The organism is Amycolatopsis sp. FDAARGOS 1241, from assembly GCF_016889705.1.
GTDB lineage: Bacteria > Actinomycetota > Actinomycetes > Mycobacteriales > Pseudonocardiaceae > Amycolatopsis.
In genome coordinates this window covers 5,054,431-5,070,688 of record NZ_CP069526.1, presented here as the reverse complement: position 1 = coordinate 5,070,688, position 16,258 = coordinate 5,054,431, and the positions used below count along the sequence as shown (strand labels likewise).

13 protein-coding genes are annotated in these 16,258 nt (G+C 69.0%); 7 read left to right on the top strand and 6 right to left on the bottom strand.

Annotated elements, in window-relative coordinates; all coding sequences use genetic code 11:
• Nucleotides 1-51: 51 nt before the first annotated feature.
• The 4 genes from I6J71_RS24890 (at nucleotide 52) to I6J71_RS24875 (ending at nucleotide 3,952) form a co-directional block, all read left to right on the top strand.
• Nucleotides 52-276, top strand: a complete 225-nt coding sequence (locus I6J71_RS24890) for a hypothetical protein (protein ID WP_204089064.1) — start codon at nucleotides 52-54, stop codon at nucleotides 274-276.
• Entirely contained in the window at nucleotides 210-482 is a 273-nt protein-coding gene (locus tag I6J71_RS24885; RefSeq protein WP_204089063.1) for a protein kinase, read from the top strand. The genes I6J71_RS24890 and I6J71_RS24885 overlap by 67 nt, the downstream gene beginning before the upstream one ends.
• 10 nt (nucleotides 483-492) lie before the next feature.
• A complete protein-coding gene (locus I6J71_RS24880; RefSeq protein WP_204089062.1) occupies nucleotides 493-2,376 on the top strand; it encodes a hypothetical protein in 1,884 nt (627 codons plus the stop codon).
• Nucleotides 2,377-2,458: 82 nt separating this feature from the next.
• Nucleotides 2,459-3,952: a GAF domain-containing protein gene (locus I6J71_RS24875; protein ID WP_204089061.1), complete on the top strand. Its 1,494-nt coding sequence runs from the start codon at nucleotides 2,459-2,461 to the stop codon at nucleotides 3,950-3,952.
• 386 nt (nucleotides 3,953-4,338) lie between these two features.
• Here the strand turns inward: I6J71_RS24875 and I6J71_RS24870 are convergent, their stop codons facing one another.
• On the bottom strand, nucleotides 4,339-4,743 hold the full coding sequence (locus tag I6J71_RS24870; protein WP_204089060.1) for a hypothetical protein: 405 nt from the start codon (nucleotides 4,741-4,743) through the stop codon (nucleotides 4,339-4,341).
• A gap of 649 nt (nucleotides 4,744-5,392) precedes the next feature.
• On the opposite strand from I6J71_RS24870, the gene I6J71_RS24865 reads away from it, so the two are divergent.
• Both I6J71_RS24865 and I6J71_RS24860 read left to right on the top strand, forming a co-directional pair.
• On the top strand, nucleotides 5,393-6,175 hold the full coding sequence (locus I6J71_RS24865) for a serine/threonine-protein kinase (protein WP_204089059.1): 783 nt from the start codon (nucleotides 5,393-5,395) through the stop codon (nucleotides 6,173-6,175).
• Between the two features lie 1,557 nt (nucleotides 6,176-7,732).
• On the top strand, nucleotides 7,733-8,485 hold the full coding sequence (locus I6J71_RS24860; RefSeq protein WP_204089058.1) for an RNA polymerase sigma factor: 753 nt from the start codon (nucleotides 7,733-7,735) through the stop codon (nucleotides 8,483-8,485).
• Between the two features lie 676 nt (nucleotides 8,486-9,161).
• On the opposite strand, the gene I6J71_RS24855 is transcribed toward I6J71_RS24860, so the two are convergent.
• The 3 genes from I6J71_RS24855 to I6J71_RS24845 all read right to left on the bottom strand — a co-directional run bounded on the left by I6J71_RS24855 (nucleotide 9,162) and on the right by I6J71_RS24845 (nucleotide 10,786).
• Entirely contained in the window at nucleotides 9,162-9,623 is a 462-nt protein-coding gene (locus tag I6J71_RS24855; RefSeq protein ID WP_204089057.1) for a hypothetical protein, read from the bottom strand.
• Nucleotides 9,624-10,078: 455 nt separating this feature from the next.
• On the bottom strand, nucleotides 10,079-10,282 hold the full coding sequence (locus I6J71_RS24850; RefSeq protein ID WP_204089056.1) for a cold-shock protein: 204 nt from the start codon (nucleotides 10,280-10,282) through the stop codon (nucleotides 10,079-10,081).
• 276 nt (nucleotides 10,283-10,558) lie between these two features.
• Entirely contained in the window at nucleotides 10,559-10,786 is a 228-nt protein-coding gene (locus I6J71_RS24845) for a hypothetical protein (protein WP_204089055.1), read from the bottom strand.
• A gap of 191 nt (nucleotides 10,787-10,977) precedes the next feature.
• Between I6J71_RS24845 and I6J71_RS24840 the strand changes: the two genes are divergently transcribed.
• Nucleotides 10,978-11,163 carry a hypothetical protein gene (locus tag I6J71_RS24840; RefSeq protein ID WP_204089054.1) on the top strand — a complete coding sequence of 62 codons (186 nt, stop codon included), beginning with the start codon at nucleotides 10,978-10,980 and terminating at the stop codon, nucleotides 11,161-11,163.
• A gap of 1,708 nt (nucleotides 11,164-12,871) precedes the next feature.
• Here the strand turns inward: I6J71_RS24840 and I6J71_RS24835 are convergent.
• On the bottom strand, nucleotides 12,872-15,154 hold the full coding sequence (locus I6J71_RS24835) for a penicillin acylase family protein (RefSeq protein ID WP_204089053.1): 2,283 nt from the start codon (nucleotides 15,152-15,154) through the stop codon (nucleotides 12,872-12,874).
• A 215-nt stretch (nucleotides 15,155-15,369) separates the two neighbouring features.
• Complete coding sequence (locus I6J71_RS24830; RefSeq protein ID WP_204089052.1) at nucleotides 15,370-16,191, bottom strand: isocitrate lyase/phosphoenolpyruvate mutase family protein; 822 nt, start codon at nucleotides 16,189-16,191, stop codon at nucleotides 15,370-15,372.
• Nucleotides 16,192-16,258: the final 67 nt, after the last annotated feature.

The window sequence follows — 16,258 nt, the reverse complement described above, 5'->3', positions numbered from 1 at the left end:
CCGGGCCGAGATCCGCAGGCCGAGGTACTGCACGAGAGCGATCGCACGCGCGTGAGCCGGCTGTTCTTGGCCGGGCGCACGGTCATCCGGAAGGAGCTGCTGGGGCCGGACGCCGAGCGCCGGCTGCGGCACGAGCGGGCGATGCTGGAGCGGCTGCGCGGTGTCGCGGGGGTGGCGCAGCTGGAGGCGCCCCCGTACCCCGGTCCATCGTGCTGGCGGATGTCGGTGGCAGCAGCCTGGCGGGGCTGGCCAAGCCGCTGCCGGTTGATGTCCTGACCGCGCTGGCGGTGGGGTTGGCGCAGGCGGTGGCTGGGATGCACCGGCGGAGTGTGATGCACCGTGACATCACCCCGGCCAACATCGTGATCTCCGGCGATGGTGTCCCGTGCCTGGTCGATTTCGCGTTGGCGACCTCGTTCGCCGAGATCCGAGGCCCCGGACGCCGCGCATCCCCTGGCGGCGCCGCTGTCCCGATGGCGTGACCAGGCCGGAGTGCGGCACCTGTGGCTGGACAACCTGTCCGTCCCGAGCCTCGTCACCATGGTCGCGGAGATGCTGCACGCGGCCCCGGCCGAGGCGGCCGGTTTGGCCGAGGTGATCAGGCCGCACACGTCCGGCAACCCGTACGAGACTGTGGAGCTGCTCAACGCGCTGCGTCGCGACGGCCTGCTCACCGCAGCCGCCACCGGATGGCGGTGGGACACGGCCGCGGTGCGCGCCCATCTGGGCCGGTCAAAGGTCGACGAGCTGCTGGCGGCACGCATCGAGACCGTACCGCTGCAGTCCTGGCAGCTGGTGGAGGCGATGGCCTGTCTGGGCGGCCGCGCCGAGCTGAGTCTGCTGCGAACCGCGACCGGCGACCCGGCGGCCGAGGTGCAACCGATGCTGGCGCCCGCCCTCGCCGAAGGCCTTCTCGTCATGGAACCGGGCGCCCACGAGGCGGTGCGGTTCCGCCACGACCGGCTCCGCGAGGCGATCCTGCGCGGGCTCGACCCGGGGCGGCGGCGCACCCTGCAGCTGGCCACGGCCCGGCGGCTGGCCGAGGTGACCGAGCTGTTCGCCGTCGCCGCCGAGCAGTACCTGCCAGTGATCGACACGGTCGACGACCCCGCGGAGCGACAGCGGGTAGTCGCGCTGCTGCGGCGCGCCGCCGACCGGGCCACGTTGATCGGGGACCACGCGCTGGTGAACGTGCTGCTGAGCGCCGCGCTGCGGCTGATCGACCCGGGTGAGACCGCCACGCTGATCGCGGTGCACACCGGCCGCCACGCCGCCCTCTACGGCCTGGGGCGCCTGGAGGAGGCGGACGAGGAGTACCGCACGATCGAAGGACTGGGCCCCACCGCGTTGGACCGCGCGGCCGCGACGGCGGTGCAGGTGAGCAGCCTGACCCACCGGAACCGTTTCGCCGACGCGGTCGTCCTGGGCATTGAGAGGCTCCGCGAGCTCGGCGTCGCCGTCCCGGCCGCGGACCGGCTCCCCGCCGAGCTCGACCACCACCGGTTCGACCGCCTGTACTGGTGGCTGGACCACAGCGAAGCCGCCGACGACCTGGCCCCGCCGGACCTCACCGATCCGGCGCTGCTCGCCGCGACCCGCCTGATCAACGAGGTTCTGCCGCCGGCCTACATCGTCTCCGACCTTGCCCTGCATGCGTGGCTGAGCCTGCAGGCACTGCGGATCTGGCTCGAACACGGCCCGAGCCGGACCCTGATCGTCCCGGCGAGCCACGCTGCCATCGCCGTGATGGCGCAGCGCGGCGACTACGCCGCCGGGTACCGGGCGTTGCGGCGGATTGTGGCGTTGGGCGAGGCCCGCGGCTACGAGCCCGACACCTCGCGGGCGCACTTCCAGCTCGCTGCCCTCAGCTGTTGGTTCGAGCCGATCGAGAACGGCGTCCACGCGGCTCAGCGGGCTCGGGAAAGGCTGATCGCGGGGGGCGAGCAGGCGTACGCCGGCTACACCTACCAGCTGGCCGTGGCCGGTCTGTTGGAGTATGCCCCGTCGCTGGATGCCTACGTCGCCGAGGTGGAGGCCGGCCTGGCCTTCGTGCGCCGGATCGGCAGCGAGCAGACCGCCCAGGCATTCGACAGCTACCGGTGGCTGGCCGGCGTGCTGCGCGGCGAACGCACCGCCACAGCCGGTGAGGCGGTCTCGATCAACCGGTACGCCGACAACCCCATGGCACTTGCCCAAGCGCACATCAATCACGCGGTCGCCGCCGCCGTCCTCGGCGATGCGGCCGGCCTGGCGCGGTACACCGCGGCCGCGATGCCACCGCTACCGGCGACCTTGGGCCTTTACCAGACCGCCCTGGCCCACCTGTTGCGCGGGCTGGCCGTCGCCGGGCAGGGCCCGCGCCACCGACCGCGATGAGCGTGCCGCGCTGCTGACCGCGCGGTGGCTGGCCACCCGTGCCGGAGACGCGCCGGAGAACTTCCGGCACCTGCAGCGGTTCTTGGAGGCGGAGCGGGCCTGGGCGGTCGGCGACTTCCGCGCCGGAGCGATCACCTTCGACACCGCCCGGCGCGAGGCGGCCGGTCGGCAGCGCCCGTGGCACCAGGCCCTCATCACCGAACGCGCCGCCCGCTTCCACCTCGCCCACGGCTTGGAGCAAACCGGCCGCGACCTGCTCGCCCAGGCCCGGCAGTACTACGCCGCATGGGGCGCGACGGCGAAGGTCGCCCAGCTGGACTGGGCCTACCCGGCCTCGCGGCTGGGAGCGCTCACGACCAGCGAGCCCGGCGTCGACCGGCGTGCCGATGATCTCCGGTTCTCCTCGACGGTCACGACCGGCACACTCGACCTGCTCGGCATCCTCGCCGCGTCGCAGGCGCTCAGCTCGGAGACCGACATCGAACGCTTGCGCACCCGCGTCGTCGACGTGCTCAGTGCGATGACCGACGCCACCAACGTGCACGTGCTGTTGTGGGACGAGGACCGCCACGACTGGCTGCTGCCCACACCGAACCACACCACGGATACCGCCACGGCGGGCGGCCCGCAGGAACGTGACCTGCCGACGTCGGCAGTGCGCTACATCCAGCGGACGGCTGAGATCCTGATCGTCGACGACGCCACCCGCGATGACCGCTTCGCCCGCGACCCGTACATCGCCGGCCTCGACGCCTGTTCGTTGCCGGCCATGCCGATCCTTGGCCGCGGCGCACTGCGGGCGGTGCTGTTGCTGGAGAACCGCCTCATGCGTGCCGCGTTCGCCACGGAACGGCTCGACGCCGTCAGGCTCATCGCCGCGCAGCTCGCCGTCTCCCTCGACAACGCCCAGCTCTACTCCGACCTCACCGCCTCGCGCGCGCGAATCGCCGTCGCCGCCGACCAGGCCCGTCGGCGGATCGAGCGGGACCTGCATGATGGCGCCCAGCAACGTCTGGTCACGCTCGTCATGCACGCTCGGATCGCCCGAGCGGCCGTACCGCCCGGGCCCGGCGAGCTGGGGGAACAGCTGGAGGCTCTCGAGGCCGAAGCCGCCACTGCCCTGGACGAGCTGCGCGACTTCGCCCGCGGCATCCACCCGTCGGTCCTCGCCGTGGGCGGCCTGCGCCCGGCGCTCAAGGGACTCGCCCGCCGCTCCTCAGTCCCGGTCGAGCTCGCCGTGCTGGTCGACCGGCGCCTGCCCGAGCCGGTCGAGATCGCCGCCTACTACGTCGTCTCCGAGGCCCTGACCAACGTGGCCAAGCACGCGGGAGCGTCGACCGTCCACGTCGAGGTCGAGATCGTCGACGGTGGCGGTGCCGACAGCGGCGTGCTGCAGGTCCGGGTCCGCGACGACGGCCGTGGCGGCGCCGACTTCGCCGGCGGCTCCGGCTTGGTCGGGCTCAAGGACCGGGTGGAAGGGCTCGGCGGCCCGCTGGGGGTGCAGTCCGCGCCAGGCGCGGGGACCGCCGTTCTGGCTGAGTTTTCCCTGCAGCGAGTGGGCGTGAGCCCGAGCTGAGCAAGGCACCTTCGTGTGCCGCCTCCGACGTCGCGGGCCCAATGCTCCCGGACTGGAATTGCACGAGCGCGATCAGCGCACCCACGACGTTCGGACCGGCGCACGCGCTGAGCTGGCCTGCCGTCACAGCCCGGCCCCTCCCGCGCGGGCCTTCCGTCAGGTGCTCGACGGCGCTTGCGACGGGGTCACGTGTACCCGTCCCAGCGTCACGGCACGGACAGTCGCCCGCCGGCCAGGGGCTGTTCTTCGGAGTCGATGCACCCGTCCCAGCTATCACAGCACCCGTCGCGGGTGGGGCACGAGGACACGTGGCGGCCGTGAACTTGCGCGTACGTGCGATGTCGCGCTTCGGGCGGCAGCGTCGGTTGACCGGTTGCGTGGCCGGGTCAGCCCTTGATGGGGTCGATGATGTGGCCGCGAGGTCGAGGTTTGATGCGACTGCCATCAGGATTCCCTACGCTGGCTTCGCCGCAGCCGGCTGTGTTGCTCCGGGGGCTGTGTGCAGGGGTCGACTCCGAGGCTGATCTCCCGGTCTGTGCGCCGGTGTCGTCGACGCCGTCAGCGGGAAGCTCCAGTGGCACCGGGGATACCCGCTTGCCGCCCGCCGGCTGGTGGGCGGTGAGCCGCGCCGGGGCCGGACGTACGCCGTTGGGGGCAGCGACCCGATGCCGGGGTGAGAGCCGCTCACGGACCGCGGCAAGCACCAGCACGTCGAGCAGTAACCCGTCGCGCTGGCCGAGCGCCACCACGGTGGTGGCGACAGCGAGCGGGACCGAGACGGTCAGGAACACCGGCAATGGCACCAGCGGCTGGGTCAGCGCTCACAAGTCCTACAGCAGCAGGGCGACGACTCCGAGGATCATGAACCGACGGGCGGTCAGCGGCCCGAGTACGGTGTTCGGACGGTCGACGCCGGCAGGCCGAGGGGCAGTGGCCGCTGCGTGCCGACGCGTCGCTTCGGCGCGCGGGCGGCTGACGGATTGGCCGGTGGTGGTGTCGACGGCGACGGCGGTTCGGTCGGCGGTGCGGGCGTGGTCTCGCGGCGGACGCCGAGCGGTAGGGGGTATGGGCCGGACGCGAGCGGTCGATTGCCGGTGTAGGCGTCGCGGGGCTTTCGTCGGGTACTCGGACACCTGCCTCAAATCGGCAACGGTCGCGGCGTTTCGAGGTTGCGGGTACCGCGGGACTCCAGCTAACGGGCAGCGGAGTTTGGCGCCATCCGTGAAGACACGCCGGTCACCAAGCCCGATCGTTACTCGTATGACGAAGCCTATGGCGCCACCAGATCGGAGCCGAAGCCCCGCGAAGCCTCTGCTTTCGGACTTTGCCCCGACACACCCCGCCAACGCCGGCGACCACGGTGAGGACCACAGGACCGAGTGCGCCGGCCTACTCGTGGCCGGGCGGTATCGAATCGAGTCGCTACTGGCCCGCGGCGCGATGTCGCTGATCTGGCTCGCCGAGGACGAGTTCCTACGACGGCAGGTCGCGCTGAAGCAAGTCAACGTGAACGACCGCGCAGCTGAGCAATCGCGCAGGGCTGCTCGCGTGCTGGCACTCCGGGAGGCGCGGGCTGCTGCGCAGGTGGGCCACCCCGGCGTCGTCACGGTTTACGACGTTGTCAGGCAGGACGACGAGCCGTGGATCGTCATGGAACTGCTGCGGGGGCGGAGTCTGGCCGAAGCGCTCGACGCGGACGGGCCGCTGCGGGTCGAGCAGGTGATCCACATCGGACTGAGTCTTCTCAATGCGCTGCGCGCCGTACACCGGGCGAACATCGTGCATCGCGACGTCAAGCCGGCCAATGTGCAGCTCTGCGATGGTGCGCGGGTGGTCCTCACCGACTTCGGCATCGCGATCGCCCCCGGTAGTAGTGATTCACGAACTCAGCTTTGCATGGTGGCCGGCAGCCCGGGCTTTGTCTCACCCGAACGGCTCCGCGGGGGCAAGGCCGGACCAGCGTCCGACCTATTCTCTCTCGGCGCGACGCTGTTCACCGCCGTCGAAGGCACGTCACCGTTCACCAGGGACAACGTTGCCGCCACACTCACCGCCGTGGCCGAGGAACCACCAGCTCCGTTCTTGCGAGCCGGCCCGCTGCGCCCGGTCATCGAGGGTCTCCTGGCCAAGGAACCGGACCGACGACTGAACGCCGCCCGGACATACACCCTCCTGCAAACCATCCGGCCCGAGCACCGCTGCGCGGAACCGCAAGTCCGGTGAGCACGCGACGACCTCGGGCGCCGGCGATCTCACCGCATGCTCCAGCGCTGGCCGATTCCGCGGCGCCATATGGCGCGACGAGCGCACCCGCTGACGTCGGCAACGAGTAGCGGCTGCGCCGGCCCGCGGGAGGTGGGAGATGCTCGAGAGCCAGGGCGTCGCGACGGGCTCACCGCTGCTTACCGCGCTCGACGTCGCTTGTGATCACCCCATGGACCGACTTCGCCGGACGAATCTGCCCGCGCGCCAGGTTCTCGTCGACAAGGGTGGTGCCCATCCGCGCACGTCGCGCCGTCACGGCTTGCGGGGTTCGCGTGGCGGCGGCGCCTGGTTGTGGGCGGCCAGCGGCCGCCACGCAGCATCGTTGTCAACTCTCCGATCTCGTTGCCCAAGCCCTCGCCCTTGAAGTCGTGGAACGTGCAGCATGTTTGTCGCTGTTGGTGGCTTGCCGGGCTCTGCATTGCTGTTTTCTGTGACAAGCGAAGGAATTTAGCCACTGCGTTGTTTTTGATCGGTGTGCTGACGAGCGTCGCGCGCAGGTCTCTTACTTCGTTGCAGTGAACGAAGTCTGCCTCGCGCAGTGCCGTCCACGCGAGCTTCTGGCCGTGAGGACAATGGTGAGGAACCCGTGCCTGAACGCCGCCAGGACGGTCCGGCGATGCCACGGGCCTCAACGGCGGACCCGGTGTTGATCCGCTGGCAGGCTCTTGGGAATTTTTCAACGCGCCACCGAAGTTTCGGCGAAACGGACCAAGGCGGTCAGCCGGGTGGGGGCGCGCGTAGCAGCGGCAGAACGTCAACTCTGCGCTGCGGCGGTAGCGATGCCCATATTTTCTCGGCAGCGGGACCGACGTCGATGAGTCCCAGCCGTAGAAACGGTCTCGTGCCGTATCGTCGGCCCCGGCGAGCCGATGAGGCACGGGTCGTACGTTCGTCGTGTCGTCCACTTTGGAGTTGCGATCTTTATCGGCTTCGGAGGGCCGAGGCCACCCTGCTTGCGCAGAGAAGTCTGTGTGCCGAAGGGCATGTGCGTTCTCGTTGCCGACACGCTCGAGATGGTGGGGGACTGGCAGCGTCTGGTTGGCTCCTGACCCGTGGGGACTTGCTTTTGGCTGGGAGGATGGTCATTGTGCCCATTCGGGGCGCCGGGGTTCCTTGCGGCAGCAGCGACGACGGTGGGGGAAGCGAACTCCAGGTGGCAGGAATGCGAGGTGACCCCCACCACCGCGATGCTGGACGGGCCCTCGTCACCCGCGGACACGCGGTGCCTGGCCCCGTCTCGGGGTGTCCGCCCTCGACCACCGCACCGGAAGGTGGAGTCTGATGAGAAACTTCGGCAGGCCACTACCGGACGCGCGGTGTTTTACCGTTGCGTGACCGCTGAGCCGCCCTCATCTCGCACGTCTCTCCGGCAGGTGCGCGTTCAGGCCGCCCGGATTCTCTTCGTGCCTGACGCCTGATGGATTCGGCTGATCGTTGATGGCCATCGACGCGGTGGTGGACAGGTCCGTTGAGGCGCTGTCGAAGGAGCTGTGAAGGCATAGCGGGGAGGTTGCAATGTACAAGACTGTCAACGGAGAGAAGGTGAGTGGGCATGACGCCAGGTGCGTCTCGCATGCAGACGGCATTCACCGCTGGCGCCGGATGGGAACCCCAGCCGACATGACCACGTCGGGGATCGGGGAACGAGTCCTGGTCGGTGGACGCAGCTTCGACCCCGAGTCGGCCGCCTGGGTCCAAGAATTGAGCCCTGGCAGCACGAACTTCGAAGATGTCTGCCGCAGGCTGTACGCGATGCTCATCAAGGTCGCCAGGAGAGAGACCGCGCGCCGGTCTTCAGGCTCGCGGATCGGCGGGCCCGAGCTCGAAGACCTGGCTCACCAGGCTGCAGCCGACGCCCTCATGCGGATCACCCGCAAGATCGGCGAATTCCGAGGCGATGCGCAGTTCACGACGTGGGCCTTCAAATTCGTGATGCTCGAGGTCTCAGCGAAAGTCGGCCGGCACTTCTGGCGGGATCACCATGTGTGTCCCGACCACGGCGAGGCGAACCGCGCACGCGCCGCCGTCGGCGACGAACCACCCCACCAGGTGCAAGCCGTCGAGCTCCGAGCCGCGCTCACTCGTGCCATCGAGAACGTATTGACCGAACACCAGCGACGCGTCTTTGTCGCTGTGGCGATCGAGAAAGTCCCGATGGACACCCTCGCAGCGCGACTGGGCACCAACCGCAACGCCATCTACAAGTCCATGTTCGACGCCCGGCGCAACATCCGCACTTTCCTGGTGGCGAACGACTTCATCGCCTGACCTGCAGAACACGGAACGGGCGAGGTTGATGGTTTGCGAGGTTGCTCAGCGTCCGGGCGGCCTCGACCGGCGTTGTCAAGCGGTGGCCGGCGGGATGCGGGGTCAGGTTTCGCAACCTGGTGATCGCCCGTTCGATGCCACGGTTGCGCTGTCCGCCTAGCATGCCCAGCCGCCGTGCCCAGGTGCGTAGGCTACGGAGCGTGCCGTCAGAACTGCTGAGCCGCGACCGGACGTAGCCGGCGCGGAGCCAGAAGTCGATGCCCTGGGTTGGGCACCGGATGGCTGCGTGGAGATGTGCGTCCGGCACAGGGAGCGGCGCGTCTGCCACCAGTGCGAGGTGCCCAGCGCCATACGCCGGTGCGGATCGCGAAGTCCATGCCGGTGGTGTCACCTGGTGCGGACATCGATCTCTGGCTGGTCCGGCGCTTGAGATCTGCGTCGTGCGGAGCGGCAACCAGGTCACCGAGGGCGCGGCACCGAACCCGCGAACGTGAAGTTCTTCCCACCGCACGGCACGCTCCCCCGTCGTCGGTTGGCAGGTCGCGCTGGATCGCGGTGATCGACGTGTACCAGGCGTGCAGGCGGCGGAGAGTGATCCCGACCGCGGCAGCGACTTCGTCCAGCGTCACCGTCGGCCTTCCTGCGGTAAGCAGGAGATCGCGAGCGGCGGTGAGGATCAGATTTCGCATGGCGGCTCTCGTGTTGTGGGCGCGAGGTGGGACGCGCTGACGTCGTGCAGCTGCGCGGACTCGTTGGCCCCCGTCTCGGTCGGGCCAACGCGTGGAAGTCGATTGCTGAGGTCAACGGGGCCTGCGGTTTCGGGTAGCCAGAGCTGGATGCCGGGTTGGGTGCACCAGGTGTAGAGGGTGGTCAACTGGGTTCCGGTGAAGGCGCGTTCCTGCTCGCCGACCACGATCGCACCAACCGCGCGTTCCGGGCCGGTGATCGCGGCCATGAGCTGGCGGCTGGCGTCGTTGTGGCGATGGGTGCGGCGGGAAGTCGGCGTCGAAGTAGGTGGCGACGAGGCGTGGCCGTGGCCGGTGATGACGTGGTCGGCCAGGTCGCGTTGCCAGCCTTGTGATGAGGCGCGGTCTCGATGGCGCACGGTTGAGGTGCGGCCGTAGAAGGCGAACCACACCCCGCCGCTGGGCTGTGGTGGGGGAGAAGCACGGGTGGGCCCGCCGGTGGTTATCCATTGGGCAAGCAAGTCCACCGTCCCTCTGCGGCTCAAGCCGAGCCCACAGCCCGTCGGTCGTGATCTCCTACGCACCCTGACGATCTTGCACGACCTACCGCCGCACCGCGATGCCGAAGTGTTCGAGCAAGCGGGCCATGTTTGCGCCGATCGAGCTGGGGGTACGTTCGAGTTTTGCGCAGCGTGTCGCCGAGCGGTGCCCTTCACGTCTCCAGCAATCCGGCCCGGACACTGCTACGTCGGGAGCGGAATGAAGCCGCACTCCCGCGGACAGCCTGCTGAGGAGCGGCTGTTACCGCCCAAGTCCCCTCCGCCACTGGGGCATCGGGTGAAGGTTCCCCGGGCGCGCCGGAGGGCCGGCGCCTGATGGCGCCGGCCCTCGGAAAATCGTCGTGACGTCAGAGAATCGTGACGGCAGTGGCCTGCGGGCCCTTCTGGCCCTGGCCGACCTCGAACTCCACGCGCGCGTTCTCCTCCAGGCTGCGGAAACCGTTGCCCTGGATCTCGGAGTAGTGCACGAACACGTCACCACCGCCATTGTCGGGGGTGATGAAGCCGAAGCCCTTTTCGGCGTTGAACCACTTCACGGTGCCTTGCGTCATAGAAATCTCCACCAATGGAAACGAAAGAACGAGGTGTCGCCTCGACACCCCGGGTCGAGAACCGACGGTTTGATCTTCCGGTAGAGGAGAACCACTACGCCCGCTGCATCTTGCGAGCGTGACTGCAGGCGTACCCACCGCACGAACACAAAACCTGACCGCGATCAGTAAACCATGCCGCGTGCGCGCGCACCAGCCCGAGGGGCGCCCCACACTCCATGCGGGCGATGAGAATTTCGCCCACGCTGTCCATCTCTTGTGGACCGAACGGCGGTCTCATCGGTTAGAGAGCGGGAACCCGTGTCGCGGTGAATCCGGCCCGACGAGCTCGGCGTACCGCGCCTGCCACGTCTGCTCGGTGGCGAGCAGGTCAGCGAGCCGCTGGGCCCAGGTCTCGTCGCTGGGCGCCGTCCGGACCGCCAGGTGCCCCCGGGTTTCCTCCCGTGCTTTCGGCCATTGGGTGAGTGTCGGTTCGAGCGCGGGCCGGCCCGCTTCTTCGGACATGAGAAAACCGTACGCCTGGGTGCTGGACGAGTGGCGCGCTTTGCCCCCAGGCTCACCTCGTGTAGCCTCGTCCGCGTCGAGAGATTTCCGCACGCCGGCAGCAGCGCCGGCGTCGTCTTCGGTCGACCGCGAGGTCCGAACCGGATGCCCGCGGCGGCCGTGGTCCCCCCAACATCTCGGCGAGGAGCCGCATGCGCTCGGAACAACGTGCCCTCTCCCCGGAAAACAGTGAGTTCGCCCGTGCGCGGATCTCGGCGGAACGCGGGCTAAGGCACCAGCAGCACCAGGCGGCCATAACCGTCGCCGGCCGCGCGCACGACGCGAACGACCTGCGTGGCCTGCTCGCGATGCTCGGCCTGGAGGCGGCCCGCGGCTGAGGCGCCCCGAGCAGACGAGCCACGCAGCGACGTCGGTTCGCAACCGGCCCTTCACTAAACGGGCCGCTAGACGGCAGCAGCTCACCCGGCGGCAGCGCGATGGAGCTCGCCGAGGTGTTCGGCGCGCAGATCAGCCCGCCCCGGCCGCGGCGGAACGCGAAGCTGCCGGTTTGTTTAGCCTGATCACGAGATGCCCTGGTCGCTGGCCAGCCGTAGCCGAAGGTGTGTGGTCCACCGACGGGTGAGCCATTCCCGGCTCCGCCGTCGGGCTGTCGAAGGTTCCGCTCGGTGATCGTGCGGCGTCGGGCGCACAGCAACGCGGCGCGTACGTCGAGGACTGGTATGACCGCGGCTACCAGACCCCGGGAGGTGGAAGGTCACTGTACGACATCCACCACATCATCCTGCGCGAAACAGTGGCCAACACTTTCGTCAACCTCGTCCGGGTGCTCCGCGCGGTGCGCCACCAGGAACTCAACCCGTGGTGGATGAACTATGGTGGGTGACGTAAGGGAGCGCGATGGACGCCTTCCGGGCCTGCGCGGAGCCCTGTTCACGCTGGCTTGCTCATTCGATGAGCCGGCCACCGATGCCGAGATTTCGTCGGTATGGCCGGACGCTGGGGTCCCGAACGAGTTGGCGCAGGTGTGGAAAAACAGCCGGCACTCGCGACTGTTTGAGGAAGTCGACTACGGGCAATGGGGGCCTGCTGCTGTCGTCCGAGGAACCCCCGCCACGCGCAGCGCAGGTGCGTGCTCAGCGTTCTGGGGCCTACTGGGCCGACGACATCGTGATAGGGAGTCCCTTGGCGACCAGGAACTTGTCGTCGTCGCGCTGTCAGAGGCTGACCGCCGCAGGGCGCTGATCGCGCTGCCGATGGAGGACCGGTCGGCTGGTACGCTCCTGGTGGCAATTCGCAGAGTTCTTGGATTGTTACTTGTAAGGCATTCGGCGAAAAAATGGGTGGCTGCCTTGTGCGGCATAACATCGGGCAATCTCAGCGGCAGGACTTCATTCGTGGTGTGTGTGCGCACTACGGAGGAGGATACCTCGGCGACGCGGTTTCCGGCGGGTGCGGGGATGGTGGATCTCCTTGCCAGAGGGCCACGCAGTGTTCCTGCAGATACGGCACTACGTGCCTACGGCCCGGAAGTCGGCGGCGGTGTTTCATGTCGAGGCAGCGGTGGTTCCGACGGTGCTGCGGGGCTACCATGACTGCAGCTTGAGCTCGAACCTGTCGAGTTCGACTGAGGTTGATTAGAACGCGACTCACGGCTCCCGAAGGTTTCAGCCGGGGCAACGCCATTGAAAAGAGTCCTTGCACCTGCGACGCTTGCGCGAGGGTGGCGCGGTGGACGACCAGCCGATTTCTGGGTCGCCAGTGGGTTTTGCACAGAGCTCGGAAGAGTGATACTTGAGATCGGGCGAAAGCGGTCGTCGATTATTGAAATTCTCGTCGATAACCTTATCTCTGCCGACGCTGATCGAGATTTACTGAAACGTTTCCTCGACGTTTGCATGCGGGCGTTTGAGGCGTTGATGAGTAGCGCGTCGGGTCGGCGAGAGTGTGAGGCCAACCGCCCAGGGGGTTGGCAAAGCCCGACGCGTCATTGCCATACCTCCGTTCCAAACCCCGTCCAAAAGTTGCCGGGTGACCTCATCCTGAGCGCCTGCGAGGCGGCCCGGTCGCGCACCTCGCGTAGGGATGTCAGACGGATGGGTTGAGCTCGATGACGGTTTCGGCCTCGGCGTCGATCCGCTCGCGGCTGTAGAGCAGGGGGAAGGCTTCGCCGCGGGTCCAGGGGGCGAACAGGTCGGTCAGGTGCGGGTCGTCGAGCCGGCCGGACTGGCCTGGTGCGTTCATGGCGAGTGATGAGTCCCACTCGCCGACGTCGACGACGATCCGGAACGTCGCGCCGGCCGTCTGCACGAAGTTCGGGCCGTAGGCGGTGTTCCCGACGGTGTCGCCGCTGCCGCCGCGCGGAAGCGGTTCCGTCGCGAGGCGGTCCGCGGGGAGATTGCCCAGCAGCGCCTTGAGCGGGTGCTGCGCGCGGGCCACGTGCAGCCGGCCCCACTCCCACGCGCGCCGGTCGGCGCCCAGCAGCTCTTCCAGCTCGGCGACGGCGGCGGGCAGGGTCTTGGCGACGATCTCGGCCAAGGCGTCGGAGTTCTCCACCAGTTCGACGTCGATGCGCGCGTCGGCCAGGAGGTCCTCGGCCGGTGAGATACGGGCGGCCGTCGCGGCGGCCTCCCCGCCGACCAGCGGTTCCAGCGCCCGGGCCAGCAGCTCGGGCCGCAGGTGCCGGCGGTACCAGACCTCGAACAGCGCGGCGGCCGCGCTGTCGGGGGCGAGCACGGCGTCCCAGCCGGTCAGCAGGTCGAGCCCGTCCACGGTCACGCTCAGCTCGCGCAGCCGCGCGACGATCCGGCGCGCGGGCAGGGACAGGAAGTCGCTCTGCAGGGCGAGCATGCTCGCCGGGGTGGCGTCGGTGGTTTGCGCGAGGATCTCGTCGATGCGGTGCTTGCGGTAGGGCGCGTACCAGTCGTAGGTGATGTGCCGGTCGGGCGGGTAGTCCGGCGGCAGGTTCATCTCGTTGGCCGTGGCCAGGAATCCCGCTTCCGGGTCGAGGGCGCCGGGCAGCTGGTCGGTGTCGTAGAAGCCGGCCCATTCGTAGCGGCCGTCGCCGGGGACGGGCAGGGTGCCGTCCCAGTTGGGCCGGATCGGGGTGAGGCCACCGGTCTGCCAGGCGATGCGGCCCGAGGGGTCGGCGTAGACCTGGTTCTCCGGCGGCGCGCCCCAGCGGTTCATCGCGGCCGAGAACTCGTCCCAGTTGCGGGCGCGCATGTAGTCCATGCTGCCGAGGTAGGGCGCCATGCCGGCCTCGAGCCAGGCCGCGCGCACCGCGTACGCCGTGTGCTTGTCCGGATCCTGGTACACGACCGGGCCGTGGCGGGTGAAGAGCAGCTCGACCTCGACCGGGTCGCCCTCGCGCACCGCGATCGTCTCCGTGACGCGCCGCATCGGCTCCCAGCGGCCGTCGTAGCGGTAGCTCGTGGGATCGCCGGGAGCGGTTTCGTAGACGTAGAGGTCTTCCTGGTCGATCGCGAAGATCGTGAGCCCGAACGCGATCTGCCCGTTGTGGCCGATGGAGATGCCCGGCAACGCCGGCTCACCGCCGCCGATCACGTCGAGGCCCGGCGCGTTGAGGTGCGCGATGTAGCGCAGGCCGGGCAACGCGGCGGCCGCGCGGTGCGGGTCGTTGGCCAGCAGCGGCCGGCCCGAGCGGGTGCGCGAACCGGCGAGGACCCAGTTGTTGCTGCCTTCGGGCAGCACGTCGCCCTGCGGATCGTCCGGCGCCGCCGGCGCGAACACCGGCGCGGTCGTGGCCAGGTCGTACACGCGCAGCACGTCGTCGGGGATCGCGGCGAGGTCGAGGCCGTCCGGGACCTCGACCGGCCGCCACGGCTCACGCCGGCGCCGCAGCTCTTCGACGTCCCCGGGCAGGTCGCGCAGCGTCCGGGCGCGGGCGACCTCCTCGCGGAGGTTGTAGAACAGGCCGTGGCTGCGGATGCGCGCCACGTCTTCGGGGTCCCACAACGCCGGCGCGTAGCCCAGCTCCCGGAACTCCGCGGGCAGCAGCTCGGGGTTGCCGCGCGTGAGCTCCACGAACGCGTTGACGCCTTCGACGAACGCCGTCGTCGCGCGTTTCGTGTCCGAACCGTACGCCAGCCACTCGCGGTGCATGTCGCCGCGGTAGAGGAACAACCGCGCCGCGCGGTCGCGCTCGGCGTGTTCGGCGCCGAAGACCTCGGCCAGCCGCCCGAGCCCGCGCCGGCGCCAGAAATCGATCTGCCACAACCGGTCGCGAGCGGCGTTGAAGCCCTGCACGCGGAAGGCGTCGTACGTGCTCGCCGCGTAGATGTGGGGCACGCCCCAGCGGTCGACCACGATCTCGGCCGGCGCCGTCAGCCCGGGCAGCGTGTGCGACATTCGTTCAGGTGCCAAAACTGTCTCTCATCAAAGGGTTAACGGCACTGTTCAGCGAAGGTGTGCCAGTGGACGGTCTGCAACGCAACGCTCCTGACCCGGCTCTGTCGTCCGAGCACGCGGAGGTATCCGCGCGAGTCACGCGGGCAGTCAGATCAGGTCACGTCGCGATCTAGCTACATGAGGTCAATGCGCAGGTGCCCGGTTGCGTGGCCGTGTCAGCCCTTGATGAGGTCGATGACGTGGCCGAAGGTGAGCTCTGATGCGAGTGCCGTCAGGTCGCCGGTCACGAGATTCGCTGCAGCCGTGCGGATGGCTCCGAGGGCGTGTGTGTAGGGGTCGACTCCGAGGCTGATCCGGCGGACACCGATCTTCTGCAGCTCCTTGAGGCGCACCCCGTCTGACGGGGCGACGAGGAGGTTGACCGGCTTGGGCGCGACGGCCTCGACGACCGCGCGCACGGCGGCGAGATCGGGAAGGTTCGGTGCGTAGAGGACGTCTGCTCCCGCCTCCGCGAACGCCGAGAGGCGGCGGATGGTGTCGTCGAGATCGGAGATCCCCCACAGGAAGTTGTCCGTGCGGCCGGTCAGCACGATCCGTCCGCGTGCCGCCTTGGCGGCGGCCTCGATGCGGCGAACCGCGTCGTCGAATCCGCGAATCGGCTGGGAGGGGTCGCCGGTGGTGTCTTCGATTCCGATACCGGCCAGGCCACGGGCGATAGCGGCATCGACGGTGGCCCGGACCTCCTCGGGAGTCTCGCCGTAGCCGTCCTCGAAGTCGCCGTTGATCGGCAGTCCGCTCACCGACGTGAGGAGCGCGGCATGATCCAGGTGCTCGTCGCGGCTGACGGCGTGGATGCCATCGAGCCGACCGAGTGTCGCCGCGAAGGCCGCCGAGGAGGTTGCGATCGAGGCGAATCCGGCTTCCTTGAACAGCAGGGCCGACGGGGCGTCCCAGGCGTTGGGCATGATGAACGCCTCGGGGCCACGATGGAGTTCGAGGAACTGTTCGTAGCGGACGTGTTGTGTCGTGTCGGGCATGGTGATGCTCTTTCTGCGGTTTGCCGGTGTCGATGCGCGCCTGGGTCCTCGCCGTGCACCTGGTTAG